We start from the raw sequence: 19,771 nt of genomic DNA, 5'->3' as shown, positions 1-19,771 counted from the left end.
CATCTTCTATGCCAACGGTCATTCAACGGGCTACTACATCCAAGTCCGTATCGTTTGAAGACACGTCGATTGCCTTTTCTTCCCAGTCCAACGCGAAACTCCTCAAAACGTATTGGTTATTTGCGTTGATGAACCGGGGTTGGCTGGTAAATTTAGGCACTTTTTTTATCAAACTGGCATTGAACCTCAAACTTCCCGTAAAAAAACTCATAAAGAGTACCATTTTCGAGCAGTTTTGTGGGGGAGAGACCATCCGTGATTGCGAAAAAACAATCCAAAAACTGCACAGCGGTCACGTTGGCACCATTTTGGATTATTCCGTTGAAGGAGAAGGCAATGAAACATCCTACAACGAAACCGTGCTGGAAATTCTGCGGACCATCGAACGGGCTAGCGAGTCCAATGATATTCCGTTCTGCGTTTTCAAAGTTACCGGCGTTGCTTCGACCGAACTATTGGAAAAAGTACAGTCGGGCGACTCCCTGACCCTTGAAGAACAGGACGCTTACGACCGGGTTCAGCAGCGGGTTGATACGCTTTGTCGCCGGGCCAGCGAACGCAACATCCGAATCTTTATTGATGCGGAAGAAAGCTGGATTCAGGACACCATCGACAAGCTCGCTTACGACATGATGGATCGCTACAACCACCAGCAGTGTATTGTTTACAATACCTACCAGTTGTACCGGTCCGATAGTCTAGACAACCTCAAGAAAAGCATTCAGACGGCCCGCAGCAAAAGCTATTTGCTGGGTGCCAAACTAGTTCGGGGAGCTTACATCGAGAAAGAACGCATCCGGGCCCACGAAGGTGAGTACCTGGATCCGATTCATCATACCAAGGAAGAAACTGACCGCGACTTTAACGAAGCCGTTGATTTCTGCATGACCAACCGGGATATTGTATCGATTTGCCTGGGTACGCACAACGAATACAGTTGTCAGTATTGCATCAGCCACATGCAGGAATTACGGATTGCGCCCAATGATCCGCACATCTGGTTTGCCCAGTTGCTGGGTATGAGCGATAACATCTCCTATAACCTGGCCAATGCCGGTTATAACGTAGCTAAGTATGTTCCGTATGGGCCGGTGGAAGCCGTTATGCCTTACCTGTTCCGCCGGGCCGCCGAAAACAAATCGATTGCTGGCCAGAGCAGCCGCGAGTTCCTCCTGGTGAAAAAGGAGTTGAAACGCCGGAAAAACTGCCAAAATAAGTAGATTCGCCGATCTTAGGAGTTTTACTCCGAAAACCTTCACCCGGCTGGCTGCTATCAAGTCTGACCAACCGGGTGATTTACGTTATAAATCATGGTAAAGAAAAGTCCGCTGAAGTTCTTTGTGTTGAGTCTGTTCTTGATCGCGCTGGATCAGGCGGTTAAATTGCTGGTGCATTTCAATATGGAACCCGGATTTGCTGGTCAGATCCGGTTGGTCGGCGACTGGTTTAAGTTACACTACGTGTTGAATCCGGGCATGGCTTTCGGTATGCAGTTAGGCCACGAATACGGCAAATTACTGCTCAGTTTATTTCGTCTGGTTGCCATGGGCGGTATTGGCTGGTATCTGGTTCATCTGGCTCATCGGGGTGCTCCCAACGGCTTGCTCTGGGCTATGGCCATGATTCTGGCCGGAGCAGTCGGCAACGTCATTGACAGCACTTTTTACGGCGTTTTTCTGGATAATGCTCCTTACGGCTCCACAACGCCCTGGTTTCATGGTCAGGTTATCGATATGATTTTTGTTGATATCTGGGAAGGTTTTTTGCCTGACTGGGTACCGGTTTGGGGTGGTCAGTATTATTCCACACCAATCTTCAACATTGCCGACTCCTGCATCTTTGTTGGCGTTTGTATCATTCTGTTTTTCCAGCGTCGGTTTTTCCACGATCAGCAGGAAGAGGAAGGCTTACTACCCGATGATCCGTCGCCGGAGAACGCTTCTGTTCTGCCCGCCGATGAGTTTGAGGGTACAACCGCAGTGAATTCCGAGAAAGACTCCGATCCCGTACCAACTGACGATCCGCCAACCAATCCGCAACGCCACGCGGCAGACGATGAACGTATTCACTGATTTTCACGTCATACAACTTAACAAAAAGCCCTGCCAGCAAATCGCTGGCAGGGCTTTCTTATGGTTTTGAAAACTAGTCAGATTCTACCGAGACCTATCAGTTTCGGTTATTGACGGTTTATTGGTAAACGGTTGCTGGTTTGCTCCTCTTCCATAGGTGAAAAATCCTTGAACATACGCTTGAGGGCTTTATCCGTTGCCTCCGTCTTGCTCTGCCAGGCAGCGTCCAGTTCCAAAGCTACCAGACCTGAAAGACTCATTGCCGCCCGGAAGTCGTCAAGCTTCTTGACAAAATCCGGATTTCGCCGGGTAGCCTTCAAAGCAAACTCACGCGCAAACACATCACCTTTGTTTTGCAACTCGCTTTTCTTGCTCATAACGTAATTGAAACGGTCGAGCAGATCTTTCATCGATTTTCCAATAACTTCGGTGGCTTCGAGCGTTCCCATCGTCAGAACGGCCGTTCCTCCCACCGCCGATACGTACCGCATGTTGGTTTGCACTTTGGTGTTCTGGTTATTGGCTACAATGGCCGGAGTGACGCCGGTCACTGCCCCCAATCCGGCGTTGGCTACCGATCGGTTTCGCTTTCCGGTTTTCGCTTTCCGGTAACTTTTCTTTAATTCTTCTTCCTTCTCGCCCAATTGCGTCAGCAGGTTCCAGGCCGTTACCAGCGACTGGCGGTATTGCGCGTAAAAGTAACGGTCTTTTTCATCCTCATTTTCGGCGTTGTATACCGTGAAATTGATTTTACGCTCGGCCCGGTTCTGTCCCTGATCAAGTACGAAGAACACAATCTGGAACGACAGTGAATCGTAGGGGTCCTTTACAAAGTTGTAGCCCGGAGTCCAGATAAACTCATAATTGGTTTCCGTATTTTTCCGCAATGCTCCTTTGGGTACATCCTGGCTACTTGATAGAAAATCAAACGTCTTGATGTCGTCGTCGCCGTTAGGATCAGCTAGGTAAAACTTCAGGTTTACCGTTGCGTTTTCCTTGATTCGAATCCGCGATTCGTCGGGAACCATCGTAATCTCGGGGGGTATATCCATCTGCGTAACTTCCAGCTTTAACCGGCCTTTCGTACGAGATTTAGCGGGCTGATCTTCCACATAAAATTCTATATAGTGCCCCTTATTGTGCTTGAGCTGATTGAACTGATTCAGAGAAGGATGCCAGGTTATCTCTCCCTGCGCGGTCATCTTGGCGCCTTCCGGCATCTGGTCCGGCAGGGGAATAAACACCAGCGGATCATTGTCTTCATCGCGAATAGCCGACGCGTCGATTTTGTAGACGTTCTGTGTTTTATTCCGAACGTAGAAAGGTCGTAAATCACCCACGATGGGCGCCCGATTGACGTGCTGTACTTTAAAATCTACCGATTGGGTTGCTGTTTCTCCGTGGCTATTGCGAATCTCAAAAATAACCGGAATGGATTTGGTAGTGTTGATTCGATCGGCAATATCAAAGCCGGGGGTCCACCGGAAATGGCCCAATGAATCCAACGTCATGCCTTCCATTTGCCCTTGTTTGATGGCATACGTCAGCGTATCGGATTTGCCGCCTGTCGCCTTTAGCGTAAACTCGACCGTCTGGCCTTCCGCCACCGAATTCCAGGTGGTATTCTGTCGATCAGCCTGGTTTGGTAGGATTATTTGAAGAGGCTTGCTGTCTTGCGCAAAGCTACTCAGTCTGGCAAATAGTATAAATATAGCAACTATACTCCCTATTTTGTACAACATGAGGAATCGTTACTGATGGTTTCTAAGTGTAACGCAAAAATACTAGATAGATTTTATGTAAGCCCTAAAGAGGTCATTTTATTAATCTAACTTGTTATAATATGATCTAAAATTGTATTTAAATCAGAAAAAGTTTACGACTTATGAAAGGTACAAATGAGGTCATAACCCGTAAAAAGACAAAAAGCCGCTCAAGCATGAGCGGCTCTCTGTTCGTCTATCCGTTTCTTAATTTTTCTTCGGAGTCGTAGCTGGCTTGGCAGCATTCGTGTTTGTGGGCTGTTGTGTAGTTTGAGCCGCCGGTTGCTTTGCCGGAATCGCTACACCCATTTTCTTGAATACCAAGTTGGTAACGTCATTTTCTTCCGGAGCGTACAACAGGACCGGAATGGTACCCGAACCGGCATCCAGGTTAAAAACGAAGTTGAAACCGCTTTCTTTCGCTACGGCGTCGATGTTCGTCTGGATTTTCTGCATTACCGGATTCACCAGCTGGTTGTATTTGTTCTGCAACTGGGCTGATGAATTAGACTGAAATTCTTGAATCCGTTGTTGTAACCCCTGCAGTTCTTTCTCTTTATCTGCTTTGATTACATCAGACATCTGCGCCTGGCCTTTTTCGTAAGCCCCCAGCTTGTCTTGAAACTCCTTGGTCATATCACCATAGTTCTTCTCCAGTTGCGTCCGTTGGATGGTAAGCTGGTTTTGAATATCCTTGAATTCCGGCATGTTCTGCAGGATATATTCCATGTTCGTATAACCGATCTTCACAGATGCCACCGGAGCCGCTGTCGTGGCCGGTTGTTGCGCCTGCGCCCACACCTGGCTTCCTCCTAACAGCAGGGCTACTGCCAGTGCAATGAGTTTGTTTTTCATTCTAATCGTATTATTTTGGTTGTTTTGATGGTTTACTTGTTGCATTAGATTTGGAATTACCCGCAGGGTTTAATTTCTCCTCCGGAGAATTCGTAGTACTGGGAGTTTCGGCCGCAGCGGTTGCATTTTTCGCTTTCGGGTCAGCCGTCAACCCCAGTTCTTCCATGACATAATCCGTATAATCATGTTTTGGATTCGTATACAGCATCACGACGCCTTCGCTGGCCTTATCCAACACCATGTCCAGCCGTTTTTGAGCCGCCACTTTGTCAATGGCCCGCATCACCGTTTCGGTTACGGGTTTCATCAACTCTTTCTTCTTTTCAAACAGCAACCCTTCGTAGCCAAACACCTTGTTGTTGTACTCCCGGGCCTCGCGCTCCTTCTCACTGATGATTCGCAACCGCTCCCGCTTCATGTCTTCCGTCAGCAGGATTTCCTCAGCCTGGTAGGTCTTTTGCAATTTGTCGATCTCTGAATACTTATCCTGAATATCCTTCGACCACTTTTCGGCGAACCTGTCAATCTCCGTCAGCGCCTTCTGGTAAGCGGGCATCTTGCTGGTGATAAATTCCGAGTCAACATACCCCAATTTCTGCGCCTGCACCGACCCGAAGGCCGAAAAGGAGAGCAAAGTTACAAAAATTAGTCTTTTTATCATGACATTTTTTGAGACAAAACCGAAACGCTCCGACATTATTTTATTCTGCATGAAGCAATTACCGCCAAATTGTTGCTTGTTTTGTATCTATTCATAACGTCGCGACCAACGGTTTGTTATCTGATCTGCTGACCAATTGTAAAGTGGAACTGCCCCCCCGGTCCTGGACGAGTCGGGGAACCCGGCATCCGGTCAAAACCGTATCCGTAGTCAATCCCGATCAAACCAAAGGCGGGCATAAAGATCCGCGCCCCAAATCCCGCCGACCGTTTCAGATCAAACGGATTGTAGTTCTTGAAGTTCCCCCAGTTGTTACCGGCTTCCAGGAAGCCCAGCACGAAAATCGTCGCCGACGGGTTCAGAGATACCGGATAACGCAGCTCCATGATATACTTACTAAACGCTAAACCACCCCGAGCTCGTTCCTGCTGCGTCGGCGAAATACCGTTGATGCCCGTGTAAACATCCCGGTCGTTGTAACCCCGCAAACCGATGATGTCCTGGGCAAGCGCAAACTGACCCGTTCCCGCCAGACCCGAACCACCCAATACAAACCGTTCAAAAGGGCTAAACTCCGTCCGGGAATTGTACCGGCCCAGGAAGCCCATGTGCGCCCGCGCGTTGAGGACCAGCTTGCCCGTAACCGTTGCAAACCAGCTCGCATCGAACATCCATTTATGGTATTCAACCCACTTGTACCGATCTCTCACATCAACGTTTGTATTTGTCGTCTTGTTAGAGAACGCTGAATAAGGCGGAGTCAGCGTGGCCAGCAACGAGATTGACGAACCCGAGCGTGGGAACTGCGGGTTATCGATGCTGTTCCGAGCCAGCGTTGTATTAAACGTAATACTGTTTGACGTTCCGTCCCGCAGACCAATCTGGAAAATATCGTAGTTATTCAGCTCATATCGCTGATAGGTCAGCGAGTTGCTCAATTGGAAGAAGTCATCCGGGAACCGCAACCGCTTGCCCAATCCTAATGAAATCATGGTGTTTCCGTAAGAACCGTAGAAGTTCTTGCCGTAAGCAGTCGGATTTGAATAAAGCAGACTGTAATCTGAAAGCCGGTAGATTGTCCGCGATAAGCTAACAGATAACGCATTCGGCTTGCGCCCACCTAACCACGGCTCGGTAAAAGTCAGCGAGTACGTCTGGAACTGCCGCCCGTTGGCCTGAAAGCGCAGCGCCACTTTCTGACCGTCGCCCGCGGGCAAGGGACGCCAGGCTTTCATGTTGGTGATGTTGCGCGCCGAGAAGTTGTTAAAAACCAGACCTAGCGTACCAACAAACCCGACGTAACCACCCCAACCGCCCGACAATTCGATCTGGTCGCTCGGTTTTTCTTCTACGGTATACTCAATATCTACGGTTCCATCTGGTTGGGGGACGGGATTGATCCCGATTTTTTCGGGGTCGAAGTAACCCAGCGTGGCCAACTCGCGCTGCGTCCGGATGATGTCGGTTTTGCTGAACTTCTGGCCAGGCAGGGTCCGGATTTCCCGCAACACCACGTGGTCGCTGGTTTTGGTATTTCCGTTTAGAATGATCCGGTTAATGGTCGCCTGCTTGCCTTCAAAAATCCGGAATTCGAGGTCGAGGGAATCACCTTCGACACTTTTGATAACGTCTTCGGCATTGAAATACAGGTAACCACGGTCCATGTACGCCGAGCTCAGGTCACTGCCCGGAATACCGTTCTTCCTTTTCTCGATGTCTTCCTTACTGTAGAGATCACCTTTTTTCAGGCCAAGGACCTGCGTCAACTGTTCGTCCGTATACAGGTAATTTCCCTCCCAGCTGACGTTACGAACGTAATATTTCTGACCTTCGTCGATGTTCATCACGATGTTTACCGTCCGTCCATCGTGGGCATACACCGAGTCAAACGTGATGGTGGCATCGCGGTATCCTTCCTTATTATAATACTCGACTACCTTTTGCTTATCTTCTTCGAACTTCTTGGGCACAAACTTGGAAGGCGTAAACAAACGGCCAAAGCGCATCTGCTTGGTGCCTTTCATCTTCAGGCGAATCTTCGACTCTTCCACCAGCTCCCGCCCGCGAATCTCGATATTATTAATTTTCACCTTGCTGCCCTTGTCGATGGACACCCGCATGGTGGCCTGGTTGCGGGTACTGTCGGTCGGCACCGAGATGATTTTAACTTTCGTGTTCAGAAAGCCTTTCTCAACGAAATACTTTTTAACGCTCAGTTGCGTGTTTTTGATCAGCGTGTTGGAAATCAGACGACCCAGGTTTAGCTTCACTTTATCCTTCAGCGCGTCCTGCTCCGACTTCTTGATACCAACAAACGTTACTTTGTAAAGACGGGGCTGCTCTTTAATGGAAACGTTAAGGGAAATCTGGTCCCCTTCTACTTTCGTTGCCAGAATCTCAACATCTTCCAGCAGGCCCTGCCCCATCAGCCGTTTGATGGCGCTGTTGATGCTTTCACCCGGAACCCGGATTTTATCCCCTACTTTCAGTCCCGTCAACGACAGCAGCGAGTTCGGATCCAGATACTTATTACCCGTTACGGTCAAGCCGGCGATCTCATACTCTTTTGGATCGGCATAGTTCAGGTTGATGGGTGATGCCGTTTCCGTCGATGGGCTCGTCGTTATCCGTCCGCCCCCAAAACCGGGCCGAATTTGTGCCTGCGCGGGCAACCCAGCCAGCAGCATAAGCGAACCGACGGCCGCCAGTAAAATTTTATGTTTAAGAGATACCAACGTGGTAGGAGTTGATTTCATAGATTATTTGACAAGCTGTTCACTGATTTTGCCAAAACGCCGTTCGCGATTCTGATAGGTTAGAATTGCTTCCCACAAATGCGGTTTACGAAAATCGGGCCACAACACGTCATTCATAATATAAAGTTCTGCATAAGCCAGTTGCCAAAGCATAAAGTTGCTGATGCGGTGATCGCCACCCGTCCGAATCATTAAATCAACCTCATCAATTCCCTCCGTAGCCAGTGCACGGGTAAACACCTCGTTATCGATTTGGTCGGGCGCCAGCGTTCCTTCCTGCACTTGTCGGGCCAATTTTTTCGTGGCCTCCAGAATATCCCATTTACCGCTGTAACTCAGGGCCAGAATCAGGTTCAGGCCGGTATTGTTTTCGGTCAGGCGCATGGCTTCCGTCAGCTCCGAACGGCAGTCACCGGGCAACGTATCAACGCTGCCGATGGTCGTCAGCCGAACGTTGTTTTCCATCAGTGTTGGCACCTCCGCCCGGATGGTGTGCACCAGCAGATGCATCAGTGCATCGATCTCCAGTTTTGGACGGTTCCAGTTTTCCGTTGAGAACGTGTAAAGCGTCAGGTATTTTACGCCCAGCTCCGCACATCCCTCGGTCACCTCCCTGACGGCTTTGATTGCATTCCGATGGCCGAACACCCGTGCAGCTCCCTGCTTTTTGGCCCAACGTCCGTTTCCGTCCATAATAACGGCCACATGTCGCGGCAGATTGCTCAGGTCAATGAGTTCTTTCATTCAGCCAGATCCGTTTTAACAAACTTTAACATAAAGACGGCCCGACGAAGTGGGCCGATGAAAATTAGGTTGCAAGTTACTAAAAGGGACGGTTTTTTGAAAGAATAAAAAATGGTATAAAAAGAAGAACGGGAAAAGAAAATCGGGAAAGAACGAATTGGAAACGAGAAGAAAGACGAAAACCCAGAAAGGGAGAAATCCCGTTCAAGCGCCCTGTTTCCCCTTAGATCTCCATCAAATTTTTCAGATTATCCGTAAAACTGCTGCCGGTCAAGAGCTGCGTCGCCTTTTTATCCTGCATCACCACCACAAATTTCCCGTTGAAGTGCCGCTGAATTTCCCGAATGTGACGGGTATTGAGGAGCGTCGAGCGGCTGATCCGGGTGAAGGTGTCGGGCAGTTTGTCTTCCAGCGTCGTAATCGTATGATTGGTCAGAAACTGCTGTCCGTCCAGCGTATGCAGAAAAACATACTTGTCTTCCGCTTCAAAGTAAGCGATGTTACTCAGCGGAATCAGCAGGATTCGGTCGCCGGTTTTAACGGAGATGGAATGCAGTTCTTTTTTGGGCTTCAGCAACTCCAGGACGTGCCGCAAATCCGGATTGGCCCCCGCCGGTGCCGCCTGCGACTTCCGGATGCGCTCAACGGTTTTCTCCAGCCGCTCGGGTTCAATCGGTTTGAGCAGGTAGTCAATAGAGTTTTCCTCGAATGCCCGCACGGCGTAGGCATCGTAGGCCGTGGCAAAAACCACGATGGGCAGGTACGGCAGTTTCGCCAGCATCTCAAACCCGTTCAGACCCGGCATCTCGATGTCCAGAAAAACCAGATCGGGTTCCAGCGATTCAACGGCTTTGAGCCCCTCCAGTCCGTTGGCGGCTTCGCCCACAATCTCGAAAGTGGCTTCATACGGTTTCAGCAATCGGCGAAGCCGGTTAAGGGCTAGCGGCTCATCGTCCACCAGCAAGGTTCGAAGCGGCAATTGACTAGGCATGGTTCAGGCTTTCAGTTTTAACGGCCCAGGGCCGGGTTTGCGCGGCCCCACCGGGGTGCTTTTCTGCGGGCGGGCAGCAATCCGTTTTTTGACCACGTGCCCTTTCCAGAGCCAGAAGCCCGACAAGACAACCAGCGGCAGAATAACGGTTTTAACCATCGCAGCGGCTGCGGGAATTTGGGCCACCGGTCCGTAAATATACCCCAGAATAGGAACGCTGGCCAGGATGTGAAACCAACGGATCAGCAGGCGTTCGGTTGCAGCTTTCATTGCGCAATGGGTTTGGTTTGGCCTGAAACCGTCCTCATAACGTCCGGTGCGGCATTCAATCGGTCTATCTTGATCTGAACAACCACTTCTTTCAGCGGCTTATTTTCAACCAGCAGACGCGCGTCGTTGCCGTACAACAGTTTCAACTTATCCTGAATGCTTTGCAGGCCGTATCCGGCCACCAGTTCTTCCGGAAAAGCCGGCCCGTTGTCGTGAATCCGCCCGGTCAGCCAGCCGTTTTCTTCCGCAATCCGGAGAACAATGCCTCCCGGCCCGGCCACTTTCGAAATACCGTGTTTGATGGCGTTCTCCACCAGCGGCTGCAGGAGAAACTGCGGAATCTGAACCTCATTCAAAGCGGAGTCGGCCAGATCGATGCGGTAGCTCAGCCGGTCGCCGAAGCGAACCTGCTCCACGTCCAGGTAGGTGCGCACCATCTCCAGCTCATCCGCAACGGTATTGAAATACCGGTTCTTCATACCCGTCGTATAGCGAAACAGTTTCGATAACAGCAACACCATGCGTTCGGCCCGGTCGGGGTCATCGTGCACCAGACTGGCAATGGAATTCAGGGCGTTGTACAGGAAGTGCGGGTTGATCTTGGCCTGTAGGGCTTCCAGCTCAGCCCGGGCCTTCAACTGCTCCAGGTGCAGCAACTGGTATTCCTGCTCGGTAATTTTGCGCGTTACGTTGCGGGCCTGGCGCTGAAAATAATAGAGCAGATTTCCGATCAGCGGAGCTGGAATAATGTAAAAAACATTAACCCACTTGGGTAATTCCGTAGGACTCACCGACGGACCGCCAACCACCCGAAATAAAAAGATACTCTCTGTCATACCTAGCACCATGATGGAGACCGTCAGCAGGACGTGCCGCAACCAGACCGGCGGAATCCGTTCGCCAACCCGGAGAAACAGCTGACTCACCAACACGGCTACCAGCGCATTAAACAGGTTATTGACGACCACAAACAACGCCGGCGCAGCAACATTTACCCCTCCCAGCAGCAATTCATTGGTAAAGTAAATAATGGCACTGCCGCCGTAAACACCCATAATACAGACCAGCACAGAGAGCAGAATACCAACGGAGCTTCGTTGCGATATCTGACGAATGATGTTCATACGTTGGAAAAACCGGTTTTACTGCCCGCACTGGTTGAGCAGGTATTGATTGGTATCCTGGCCCCAACTGGGGTGAATGGTCGATGCGGGTTTGAAGGTAGCAAATTTTTCTGCGGCTTGTTTCAGCACCGGACAGGCCACGGCTTTCCCGCCCCCGTATTGCTCGGGCGTGTAAAACAGCGACTGACCCTGCAGCGCGTAGACCCGCGGATTTTCGGGATTTTTCTGCTTGGCTTTTGCGATGGCCTCTTCAAATTCTGGCACATACTGCTGCCAACGGTTTTCGGGATCAATCGACAGCCGGGCCGCGGCCAGTTGAGCGGCCAACACCATTGTCTCGTCGTTATCGGGCTGTTGCTGGGCCACTTTCTTGTAAAAATCGACGGCTTTGTCGAGCATCGCATCTTTCCGGGCAACGTCCGATTCTTTAAAGGCCAGCAAAATATACGTATACGAAGCCCAATAGGTGGACAACCATTCGGCGGTTTCGGCGCTGGCGATCTGCTCAAACTGCCCGGCTGCCTGCTGTAACTCCGGCGTGGGCGCCGTGTATTTCACCCGCGCAATGGCGCTTTCCATCGCCTTGGTATATTTATCGTTTTGCGCGGAGGTAGTGGACACAACCGCCAGCAGCAAGACCAGCGAAACGAGTAGCTTTTTCATGGTTTTGAGAAGGTTAAAACGGATGAGAAATTTGACTGCTTGGCTCAGAGGTTTCAGGAACAGCTTTTCGGAAAAACCCGGCGGCCAAACCGGCCAGCTGCAGACCAATACGGGTTGTTTCATAGCGGATTGCTGGAACACTGACGCAAAGCTATCCGGCCCCTGAAAGAAAGAAGAACGGTTTCCGACGAAGAAGGGATTCCTGGGAGTAAACCCCGGAAAACCACGGACGATCCGCCTTCAAATCCCTTTCTTATTCAAAAGTTTCTGTTCATCCACACCATCAACTTTCCCCAGTATTGCAATATATTATTTCAGCTTTCTAAAAATTATCAAAAAAAAATTTCAGAAAAAGGAGTATTGGATAGGTGTCGCTACATCTTTACTTCAAATCTGCAATATGTTCTATTGCACCGCACCCTAAGTGGGCCTAGGTTTGGGTGTCTCCGGAAAAATACGACCAAACTGCCGCTCCCTGCACCGACCAAAGTACACGGTCTACCGGTGTGAAGCATAACCCGAATCGATTGCACACACGCAAGACGTAGTCTTAGTAGTGGCTCTGTACCAACCTAACTATTCTACGAAAAATTACATCGCCTATGAACAGCATTCATTACTAACCTTTCAGCAAGCCGGTATGCTTATCCCGTCGCTCCACTGATCTCCCGCTCGTTGCGCTCCCTTTGCTACATCCGTTCAGCGGATGGATGAGGACCTTTTATGCCGAAAATAAACTCGACAAAACCATCATTATGTTTAAACCCAGACAATTTTATTCTGCTTTACGGAACACGGCGCGCCCTGCTCTGTATGCAGCCCTACTATCTCTACTGCTTAACCTGAGTGCGCTGGCTCATGACCTGCGTGGTCCCCGCGTTCTGGAACAAAAGATCACCTTACGGTTAAACAACGTTGATGTTGAAAAAGCCCTGGAGAAACTTGAAACCATGACGAAAGTCAAATTCATGTACAATCCCCAGATTTTCAGCAACCAGAAATACTCTTTCAAATTTCAGGAAGAAGCCCTGGCGGAAGTACTGGAAAAAATCCTGGCTCCCCAGAAAGTTGCCTACGAAGTGGTACAGGACAAAATCATCCTGAAGCGCTTACAGGCCCAACTGCCAACCCTGCCGAGCAGCCTGAAAGAAGCGCCCAAACGCAATGTGACGGGTAAAGTAACAGACGAAACCGGCGCCGGACTCCCCGGCGTGAGCGTCCTGGTGAAAGGCACCCAGCGCGGAACGTCTTCGGATGCGGAAGGGAAATACACCCTGGTGATCCCGGACAACGAAGTAGAAGCCGCCGTCCTGATTTTCAGCTTCGTGGGTTACACCTCACAGGAGGTTACGGTGGGAAACCAGAGCGTCGTTTCAGTTCAAATGGCGCCCGAAGCCAAGTCGCTGAACGAAGTGGTGGTCACGGCTCTGGGGATTGCCCGGGAGAAAAAAGCCCTGGCGTATTCGGTTTCGGAAGTGAAAGGAACAGAATTTACGCAGGCCCGCGAAACCAACGTCGCCAACGCCCTGACCGGTAAAATTGCCGGGGTGAACGCAACCGGTATGGCGACCGGGCCGGGTGGTTCGAGCCGGGTGATTATCCGGGGAAACGGTTCGTTGAACGGGAACAACCAGCCGCTGTACGTTATCAACGGGATGCCGATGGACAACAGCATTCCGGGGGGTGGTACGGCTGCCGATGGCAACGGGATGAACGTCGACCGCGGTGACGGGATTGGCGGGATTAACCCCGACGACATCGAGTCGATCAGCGTGTTGAAGGGGGGGCCGGCTGCGGCTCTTTACGGAGCGCGGGCCTCCAACGGGGTTATCCTGATTACGACCAAAAAAGGCCGGGGCCAGAAAGGCATCGGGGTCGAAGTGAACAGCAACACGACGTTTGAAGACATCGCCGTCATTCCGAACTGGCAGTATGAGTATGGTCAGGGCGTAGATGGTAGAAAACCGACCACCCTGACGGAAGCCAAGAGTACGGGACGGCTTTCGTACGGCGCCCGCATGGACGGCCAGCCGTATACGCAGGTGGACGGTCAACAGCACCCCTACTCGCCCCAGAAAGATAATCTGAAGAACTTTTACCGGACCGGTACCAACTACATCAACTCTATTGCTTTCACGGGCGGTAACGAATCGGTCAACTTCCGGCTGGGTCTGAACAACACGCAATCGAACAGCATCGTACCGAATTCGTCGTTCAACCGTAAGATTGCCAACCTGAACCTGAATGCATTCCTGGGCAAGAAACTGAGCATCGAAACCGTATTCCAGTACAACCTGGAAGAAGGCACAAACCGTCCGAAAGTGGGGTATGCCGATATGAACCCTCACTGGGCGACGTATCTGATCGCCAACACGGTAGATATCCGGACGCTGTCGCCGGGTTATGACGCTGCCACGGGCAAGGAATTGGAATGGAACCCGGTTCCGGCGGCTCCAAACCCGTATTTTGTGATCAACAAGTTTAAAAACGACGATACCAAACACCGGTTCATCAGCCAGGGAAGCGTCCGGTACGACATTCTGGATAACCTCTACATCAAAGGTAGTGTGAGCCAGGATTACTACAGCTTCCAGTCGGAATATGTGCAGCCGACCAACAACGCCTACCAGCCCCTAGGTACGTACGACGCCCGCAAGGTGACTTCTTCGGAAACCAACGGGATGCTGACGCTGAACTACAACACGAATTTCCTGAACGACAACCTGAGCTTTTCAGCGTTGCTGGGTGCCAACGCACAACGCGCCATCTACGACCAGACCGCCATTATCGGTAGCGAATTTACGGTGCCGTACTTCTACAGCTACACCAACCTGGCGACGTCGACCACCACTCCGACGTACATGAAGAGCGCCATCAACTCGGTGTTTGGTTCGGTTGACTTTGGTTACAAAAACGTAGCGTACCTGACGCTGTCGGGCCGTCAGGATTGGTTTTCGGTGCTGAATCCGAAGAGCAACAGCATTTTCTACCCGTCTATCGGTGGTTCGCTGATTCTGTCGGATGCCTTCCAATTGCCAAGGGCCATTAGTTTCGCCAAATTGCGGGCGTCCTGGGCGCAGGTGGGTGGTGCAACCGTCAACGCTTACCAGATTTACCAGTATTACTCGATGCAGCAGGGTGGTCACAATGGCCGTCCGGTACAGGGCCTTTCTTCTTCGCAGGTACCCAACCCGGATCTGAAACCGTTGACTTCAACCACTTCCGAAGCCGGTATTGAAGCCAAATTCCTGAACAACCGATTGGGCATCGACCTGACGTTCTACGACCGGAGAACCACCAACGACATCGTTACGACCAACATTGCGGTTTCTTCGGGTTATACCTCGGCCCTGCTGAACGTGGGTGAGCTGAGCAACAAAGGAATTGAGCTGCTGCTGACCGGAACACCCATCACAAAAAGCGGTTTTAGCTGGGATGTAAGCTACAACATGGCCTACAACCGGAGCAAAATCGAGCAACTGGCCGAAGGTCTGACCGGTATCGACGTCGGTTCTGGCGTTGGGGGCGGTCTGGTGCGGAACGTACTCGGCCGGCCGTACGGTACGGTTTGGGGCTATCGTAAGAAAACCGACGCCAACGGCAATGTGGTCTTCAACACGGCCAGCGGCTACGCCGTACGCGGTGACCTGGAAGAAATCGGACAGGGTACTCCTCCGCTGACGATGGGGATCACCAACAACTTCCGGTACAAAAACTTCTCGTTGAACTTCCTGATCGACGGCAAATTCGGTAGCATCGTTTACTCGAACCTGTACCAGTACGCCTACCGCTTCGGTCTGCCCCAGGAAACCCTGCCGGGCCGCGAAACGGGCGTCACCGTGACGGGCGTAACGCCGGAAGGCAATCCGTTCACCAAAACCTGGAAGAAAGAAGAAGTTGATACCTACTACGACAACGACAAGAACTACACCGAGATGTTCATGTTCAACAACGACTTCGTGAAACTGCGCCAGGTAGTACTGAGCTACAACCTGCCCGTCAGCAAGCTGTCGTTCCTGAAACTGCAGGGCGCGTCGATTTCCTTCGTCGCTCGTAACCTGGCCATTCTTTACAAGGATAAAAAGAACCAGTACTTCGATCCCGAATCAGGTTACACCAGCACCAACGCCCAGGGTCTGGAAGCATTTGGCGTGCCCAGAACCCGCAGCCTTGGGGTAAACTTGATGGTGAAATTCTAATTTACTAACATTCTGACGATGAAGCGTTTCTTTCATAAAATACTCTGTGCGGCTCCGTTGTTCCTGCTCTTGTCCTCGTGCGACAATGGCTTTGAGGAAATGAACGTTGACCCGAACAAATACTCTCAGGTTGTCCCCGAATACCTGTTTACCCGGGCGCTGCTGGACGGCGTGAGCACCAACTTTACGGGAGCGGCCTACCTGACCATCGGCCAATCCATGCAGCACTTTGCGACCTACAAGGAGGTTCCGGCAGCGGGTGATAAATACTTCAACTTCGGCTATTCGCAGGGTAGCTGGAGTGCCTACGCCGGAACGGCGGCCGGGCAGGGTGCGGTTGTTTCCATCCGCCAGGTGATTGATGCGGTTTCGACCAACCCGGCCGACGTAAATAAGCTGTCAGCCGCCCGCATCTGGAAAGCCTACATTTTCCACCGCCTGACCGACCTGTACGGTGACATCCCTTATTTCGACGCCGGAAAAGCGCTTTCCGACAAAAACTACGGCCCCAAATACGATACGCAGCAGGCCATTTACGCCGATCTGTTGAAAGAACTCGAGGAGTCAATTGCGGCTTTCGATGCCACCAAAGGAACCTTCGGCAACGCCGATCTGATGTACGGTGGCGACGTTACCAAATGGAAGAAGTTTGCTTACTCGCTGATGCTTCGGTTGGGTATGCGGCTAACGCAGGTGGAGCCCGCCCTGTCGAAAACCTGGGTCGAAAAGGCCATCGCGGGCGGTGTCATTCTTGAAGATGCTGATCGCGCCGTCATTGCCTACGTCGATGGTTCGCAGACCGCCAGCCGGAACTTCATCGCCAACGGTTTGCTGAGCACGGACTACATCACGCCCGGTGGCGACAACGTGGAAGGTGGCAAGTTCGCCAAAACGTTTATCGACTACCTGAAAGCGACCAGAGATCCGCGTTTAAATGTGTTCTCCATCGTCTGGACCACCACCGATAACAGAACCTATACCGCTGACACGACCACGGCGTTACAGATGGGGATGCCCAATGCCGCCTACAACAGCCTGCCCGGCAACTTCAACTCGTTTTCGGAACCCAACCCCAGCACCCTGCTGCGGTACAGCGCACCGTTGATCGTTCTGGGCAATGCCGAAATGAACCTGTTGCTGGCCGAAGCCGCCGTTCGTGGCTGGGCCAGCGGAACAACCGCGGCCACGGCCTACGCCAACGCCGTCAAAGCCGGTATGCGCCAATGGTCGCTGTTCGGAACGGGGGGCGTTATTTCCGAAGCCCGAATGAATGCCTATCTGGCGGCTAATCCCTACAAAGCCACGGGCAGTGTAGCGGAGCAACTTGAGCAGATCGGTACCCAGAAATGGGTGTCGCTGTTCCTGGAAGACGAATACGAAATCTTCGCCAACTGGCGCCGGACGGGTTATCCGGTGCTGACGCCAACCAACTATCCGGGTAACCTGACCGGCGGCAAGATCCCGACCCGGTTTGTAATTCCGGATTCGGAAGAAACTTATAACCGCGACAACTTTATCGAAGCCCGCACCCGCCAGGGAGGCACCAACACACTCTCCAGCGTTGTGTGGTGGGATAAATAAGAATTAACGATATACCGGTGTGTTCCGGGGACAATTGAATAGCGGAAAAGCACTGGGGCATCCCTGGTGCTTTTTTTGTTTTCAGACGATCGCAGGATTGCCTTTTCAGTATCTCCAAGCCCGACAGGGCTTGGCCCTGGGGCTTTCATACGCTCTTGCTTGACGGTTCATACCACCGCCGGCCCGGGCTGCCCCGCACTGCGTACGGGGTTATCTGCAATCAAGCTCTGTCGGGGCTTGGGAGGGTAAAGGGTATAAAAAAACCACTGGTCGGTTTTCGGGCCGACCAGTGGTTTTATGGATTTGTAGAGAGTTTCCTTACAGCGTTTTCAGCTCCAGGTTTTTCCAGCGAACTTTGATGCCACCTCCGTCGTGGATTTGCAGCGCGACTCCGCCTTCGCCTTTGCCAATTTTCTCGTCTTTCAGGTCCACCATTTGCTGACCGTTGAGCCAGGTTTGGACCCGATCACCTTCGGCCCGGATGCGCAGTTTGTTCCACTCGCCGGGTTTCAGGATGTTCTCTTTTTCGTCCGGAATCTGGATCAGCCAGCCCCGGCCGTAGGATTCATAAATACCGCCGGTATCGTGGTTGGGGGGGGCTACTTCAACCTGCCAGCCGCTTACTTTCGTTCCTTCTACCGTTGAGCGGATAAAAACGCCACTGTTGCCGTTGGCTTCCTGCTTGAACTCCACGGACAGGTCAAAGTTTTTGTAATGCTTTTCAGTTGCCAGATAACCGTACCCTTTGTCCGGGCCACTTTCGCAAACCAGCTCTCCGTTGTCGACGTACCATTTTTCAGTGCCGTAAACTTTCCAGCCTGTCAGGTCTTTGCCGTTGAACAGACGGACTTTTTTCGTGGGGGCCATAAAGCCGACGGCCACCGAAGCCAGGAGAACCAATACCAGCAATTTTTGTTTCATGGGGTTAGTAATCAAGTAAGTTTAAGAAAGGTTTTGATAGTTTTGCAAAGCCGTTTAACCGATTTTTTCGTTTAATAAACGCCGGACCGGATTCGTTTTGCAGTACGGCATAAAGATAACAAGCCGAAACGTCCGTCTGACCGGAGCAGGCACTTAATCTTCAATAATTGATAGCATTTACATGAAAAAACCGATCTTTTTTGCCTTCCAGGTCCGTACCCTGACACTGGCGGTTTTGGCCCTTATTTCCGTGTTTACAACCAGTTGCGGTCCCGAAGACGAAAATGCTTCTGCTCAGCCCAAAACGATAGCCGACTACATTGTTGAAAGCAACGATTTTACCATTCTGGAAGCGGCCATCCGGCAGGCGGGCCAGCTCGATGCGTTCAAGAATCCAAACCTGACGTTTTTTGCTCCGAACGACGCGGCCTTTCAGGCTTCCGGCATCACGGATGCCTCGGCGCTGGCCAACCTGCCGCAGGAACAGCTAACCGCCATTCTGCAATACCATGTCCTGAAAGCCGCGGTGGCTTCGTCCGGCTTTCCGATGGAAAACAATAAACCCGTTCAGACTTCCCTGACCCTGAACAATCAACCCACGGTTTTGTACATCACCAACGGGTCCGCCGGTTTGTTTGTGAACGGATCCAGGGTAGTTACGCCCGATGTTCAGGTTGCCAACGGAGTTATCCACATCATTGATCACCTGCTCTCTCCGCCCCCGCCCGGTACCGGTGGTGGTACGCTGGTGGGCGTTGTTGCGGCCGATACCAGTTTGTCGCTGCTCGGTACGGCCGCCCTGCGGGTTGCCGCCGAAAACCCAACGCTGGCGGGCGTGCTGACGGGTACGGATGCCTACACGGCTTTTGCGCCCACCAACAACGCTTTTCGGGCGCTGAACCTCAGCACCCCCGACACCATCAACAAAGTACCGCTCACCACCCTGGCTACGCTGCTGGCCAACCACGTGGTACCGGGGCGGCTTTACTCCAACGACCTCAAAACGGGGGAATTGACCGCCTACAGCACCGGTAAGCTGTCGCTCAGGTCGGACAGCACGGTTGTGACCGTAAAAAGCAATGGCATTGCCTCGCCAGCGGTCGTTACCCGGGCCAATCTGACCGCAACGAACGGCGTGATTCACAAAATTGATAAGGTACTGTTGTAAGCA

The 19,771-nt window shown here is 51.7% G+C and carries 15 protein-coding genes; 5 read left to right on the top strand and 10 right to left on the bottom strand.

The annotated features are described in order from the left end of the window. Nucleotides 1-8 precede the first annotated feature (8 nt). On the top strand, nt 9-1,220 hold the full coding sequence (locus OQ371_RS11690) for a proline dehydrogenase family protein (RefSeq protein ID WP_265993949.1): 1,212 nt from the start codon (nt 9-11) through the stop codon (nt 1,218-1,220). A 90-nt stretch (nt 1,221-1,310) separates the two neighbouring features. After that, complete coding sequence (locus tag OQ371_RS11685) at nt 1,311-2,072, top strand: lipoprotein signal peptidase (RefSeq protein WP_265993948.1); 762 nt, start codon at nt 1,311-1,313, stop codon at nt 2,070-2,072. A gap of 107 nt (nt 2,073-2,179) precedes the next feature. Here OQ371_RS11685 and OQ371_RS11680 read toward each other — a convergent pair whose 3' ends face one another. From OQ371_RS11680 to OQ371_RS11640, 9 genes are all read right to left on the bottom strand, one after another. Next, nucleotides 2,180-3,814 (bottom strand): hypothetical protein, encoded by a 1,635-nt coding sequence (locus OQ371_RS11680; protein WP_265993947.1) that lies wholly within the window; start codon nt 3,812-3,814, stop codon nt 2,180-2,182. Between the two features lie 228 nt (nt 3,815-4,042). After that, complete coding sequence (locus OQ371_RS11675; protein WP_265993946.1) at nt 4,043-4,690, bottom strand: OmpH/Skp family outer membrane protein; 648 nt, start codon at nt 4,688-4,690, stop codon at nt 4,043-4,045. Nucleotides 4,691-4,700: 10 nt separating this feature from the next. Then, nucleotides 4,701-5,351, bottom strand: a complete 651-nt coding sequence (locus tag OQ371_RS11670) for an OmpH/Skp family outer membrane protein (RefSeq protein ID WP_265993945.1) — start codon at nt 5,349-5,351, stop codon at nt 4,701-4,703. 116 nt (nt 5,352-5,467) lie between these two features. Beyond that, a complete protein-coding gene (bamA, locus tag OQ371_RS11665) occupies nt 5,468-8,107 on the bottom strand; it encodes an outer membrane protein assembly factor BamA (protein WP_265993944.1) in 2,640 nt (879 codons plus the stop codon). 3 nt (nt 8,108-8,110) lie between these two features. After that, the gene (gene uppS / locus OQ371_RS11660) at nt 8,111-8,851 is read right to left on the bottom strand and encodes an undecaprenyl pyrophosphate synthase (protein WP_265993943.1); all 741 of its coding nucleotides are present in this window, start codon (nt 8,849-8,851) and stop codon (nt 8,111-8,113) included. 223 nt (nt 8,852-9,074) lie between these two features. Next, nucleotides 9,075-9,842 carry a LytR/AlgR family response regulator transcription factor gene (locus OQ371_RS11655; RefSeq protein WP_265993942.1) on the bottom strand — a complete coding sequence of 256 codons (768 nt, stop codon included), beginning with the start codon at nt 9,840-9,842 and terminating at the stop codon, nt 9,075-9,077. Nucleotides 9,843-9,845: 3 nt separating this feature from the next. Beyond that, the gene (locus OQ371_RS11650) at nt 9,846-10,112 is read right to left on the bottom strand and encodes a hypothetical protein (RefSeq protein ID WP_265993941.1); all 267 of its coding nucleotides are present in this window, start codon (nt 10,110-10,112) and stop codon (nt 9,846-9,848) included. Next, nucleotides 10,109-11,236: a sensor histidine kinase gene (locus OQ371_RS11645; RefSeq protein WP_265993940.1), complete on the bottom strand. Its 1,128-nt coding sequence runs from the start codon at nt 11,234-11,236 to the stop codon at nt 10,109-10,111. The genes OQ371_RS11650 and OQ371_RS11645 overlap by 4 nt, the downstream gene beginning before the upstream one ends. An 18-nt stretch (nt 11,237-11,254) precedes the next feature. Beyond that, nucleotides 11,255-11,899, bottom strand: a complete 645-nt coding sequence (locus OQ371_RS11640; protein WP_265993939.1) for a hypothetical protein — start codon at nt 11,897-11,899, stop codon at nt 11,255-11,257. 710 nt (nt 11,900-12,609) lie between these two features. On the opposite strand from OQ371_RS11640, the gene OQ371_RS11635 reads away from it, so the two are divergent. Together OQ371_RS11635 and OQ371_RS11630 are read left to right on the top strand one after the other, a co-directional pair. Continuing rightward, nucleotides 12,610-16,098, top strand: coding sequence for a SusC/RagA family TonB-linked outer membrane protein (locus OQ371_RS11635; protein WP_265993938.1), 3,489 nt, complete (start codon nt 12,610-12,612; stop codon nt 16,096-16,098). Between the two features lie 18 nt (nt 16,099-16,116). Then, on the top strand, nt 16,117-17,679 hold the full coding sequence (locus OQ371_RS11630; RefSeq protein ID WP_265993937.1) for a SusD/RagB family nutrient-binding outer membrane lipoprotein: 1,563 nt from the start codon (nt 16,117-16,119) through the stop codon (nt 17,677-17,679). Between the two features lie 318 nt (nt 17,680-17,997). On the opposite strand, the gene OQ371_RS11625 is transcribed toward OQ371_RS11630, so the two are convergent. Further along, nucleotides 17,998-18,600, bottom strand: a complete 603-nt coding sequence (locus OQ371_RS11625; protein WP_265993936.1) for a 3-keto-disaccharide hydrolase — start codon at nt 18,598-18,600, stop codon at nt 17,998-18,000. A gap of 181 nt (nt 18,601-18,781) precedes the next feature. On the opposite strand from OQ371_RS11625, the gene OQ371_RS11620 reads away from it, so the two are divergent. Further along, entirely contained in the window at nt 18,782-19,768 is a 987-nt protein-coding gene (locus OQ371_RS11620; protein WP_265993935.1) for a fasciclin domain-containing protein, read from the top strand. Nucleotides 19,769-19,771 lie beyond the last annotated feature (3 nt).

This window comes from Larkinella insperata (assembly GCF_026248825.1).
Taxonomy (GTDB): domain Bacteria; phylum Bacteroidota; class Bacteroidia; order Cytophagales; family Spirosomataceae; genus Larkinella; species Larkinella insperata.
Note: the sequence above shows the minus strand (reverse complement) of the source record. Positions and strands in the feature narration are given on the sequence as shown.

Excerpts from the sequence above, each read along its gene's own strand:
- OQ371_RS11690 (WP_265993949.1), top strand. The coding sequence starts at position 9 with ATGCCAACGGTCATTCAACGGGCTACTACATCCAAGTCCGTATCGTTT.
- OQ371_RS11685 (WP_265993948.1), top strand. The coding sequence starts at position 1,311 with ATGGTAAAGAAAAGTCCGCTGAAGTTCTTTGTGTTGAGTCTGTTCTTG.
- OQ371_RS11680 (WP_265993947.1), bottom strand. The coding sequence starts at position 3,814 with ATGTTGTACAAAATAGGGAGTATAGTTGCTATATTTATACTATTTGCC.
- OQ371_RS11675 (WP_265993946.1), bottom strand. The coding sequence starts at position 4,690 with ATGAAAAACAAACTCATTGCACTGGCAGTAGCCCTGCTGTTAGGAGGA.
- OQ371_RS11670 (WP_265993945.1), bottom strand. The coding sequence starts at position 5,351 with ATGATAAAAAGACTAATTTTTGTAACTTTGCTCTCCTTTTCGGCCTTC.
- bamA (WP_265993944.1), bottom strand. The coding sequence starts at position 8,107 with ATGAAATCAACTCCTACCACGTTGGTATCTCTTAAACATAAAATTTTA.
- uppS (WP_265993943.1), bottom strand. The coding sequence starts at position 8,851 with ATGAAAGAACTCATTGACCTGAGCAATCTGCCGCGACATGTGGCCGTT.
- OQ371_RS11655 (WP_265993942.1), bottom strand. The coding sequence starts at position 9,842 with ATGCCTAGTCAATTGCCGCTTCGAACCTTGCTGGTGGACGATGAGCCG.
- OQ371_RS11650 (WP_265993941.1), bottom strand. The coding sequence starts at position 10,112 with ATGAAAGCTGCAACCGAACGCCTGCTGATCCGTTGGTTTCACATCCTG.
- OQ371_RS11645 (WP_265993940.1), bottom strand. The coding sequence starts at position 11,236 with ATGAACATCATTCGTCAGATATCGCAACGAAGCTCCGTTGGTATTCTG.
- OQ371_RS11640 (WP_265993939.1), bottom strand. The coding sequence starts at position 11,899 with ATGAAAAAGCTACTCGTTTCGCTGGTCTTGCTGCTGGCGGTTGTGTCC.
- OQ371_RS11635 (WP_265993938.1), top strand. The coding sequence starts at position 12,610 with ATGAGGACCTTTTATGCCGAAAATAAACTCGACAAAACCATCATTATG.
- OQ371_RS11630 (WP_265993937.1), top strand. The coding sequence starts at position 16,117 with ATGAAGCGTTTCTTTCATAAAATACTCTGTGCGGCTCCGTTGTTCCTG.
- OQ371_RS11625 (WP_265993936.1), bottom strand. The coding sequence starts at position 18,600 with ATGAAACAAAAATTGCTGGTATTGGTTCTCCTGGCTTCGGTGGCCGTC.
- OQ371_RS11620 (WP_265993935.1), top strand. The coding sequence starts at position 18,782 with ATGAAAAAACCGATCTTTTTTGCCTTCCAGGTCCGTACCCTGACACTG.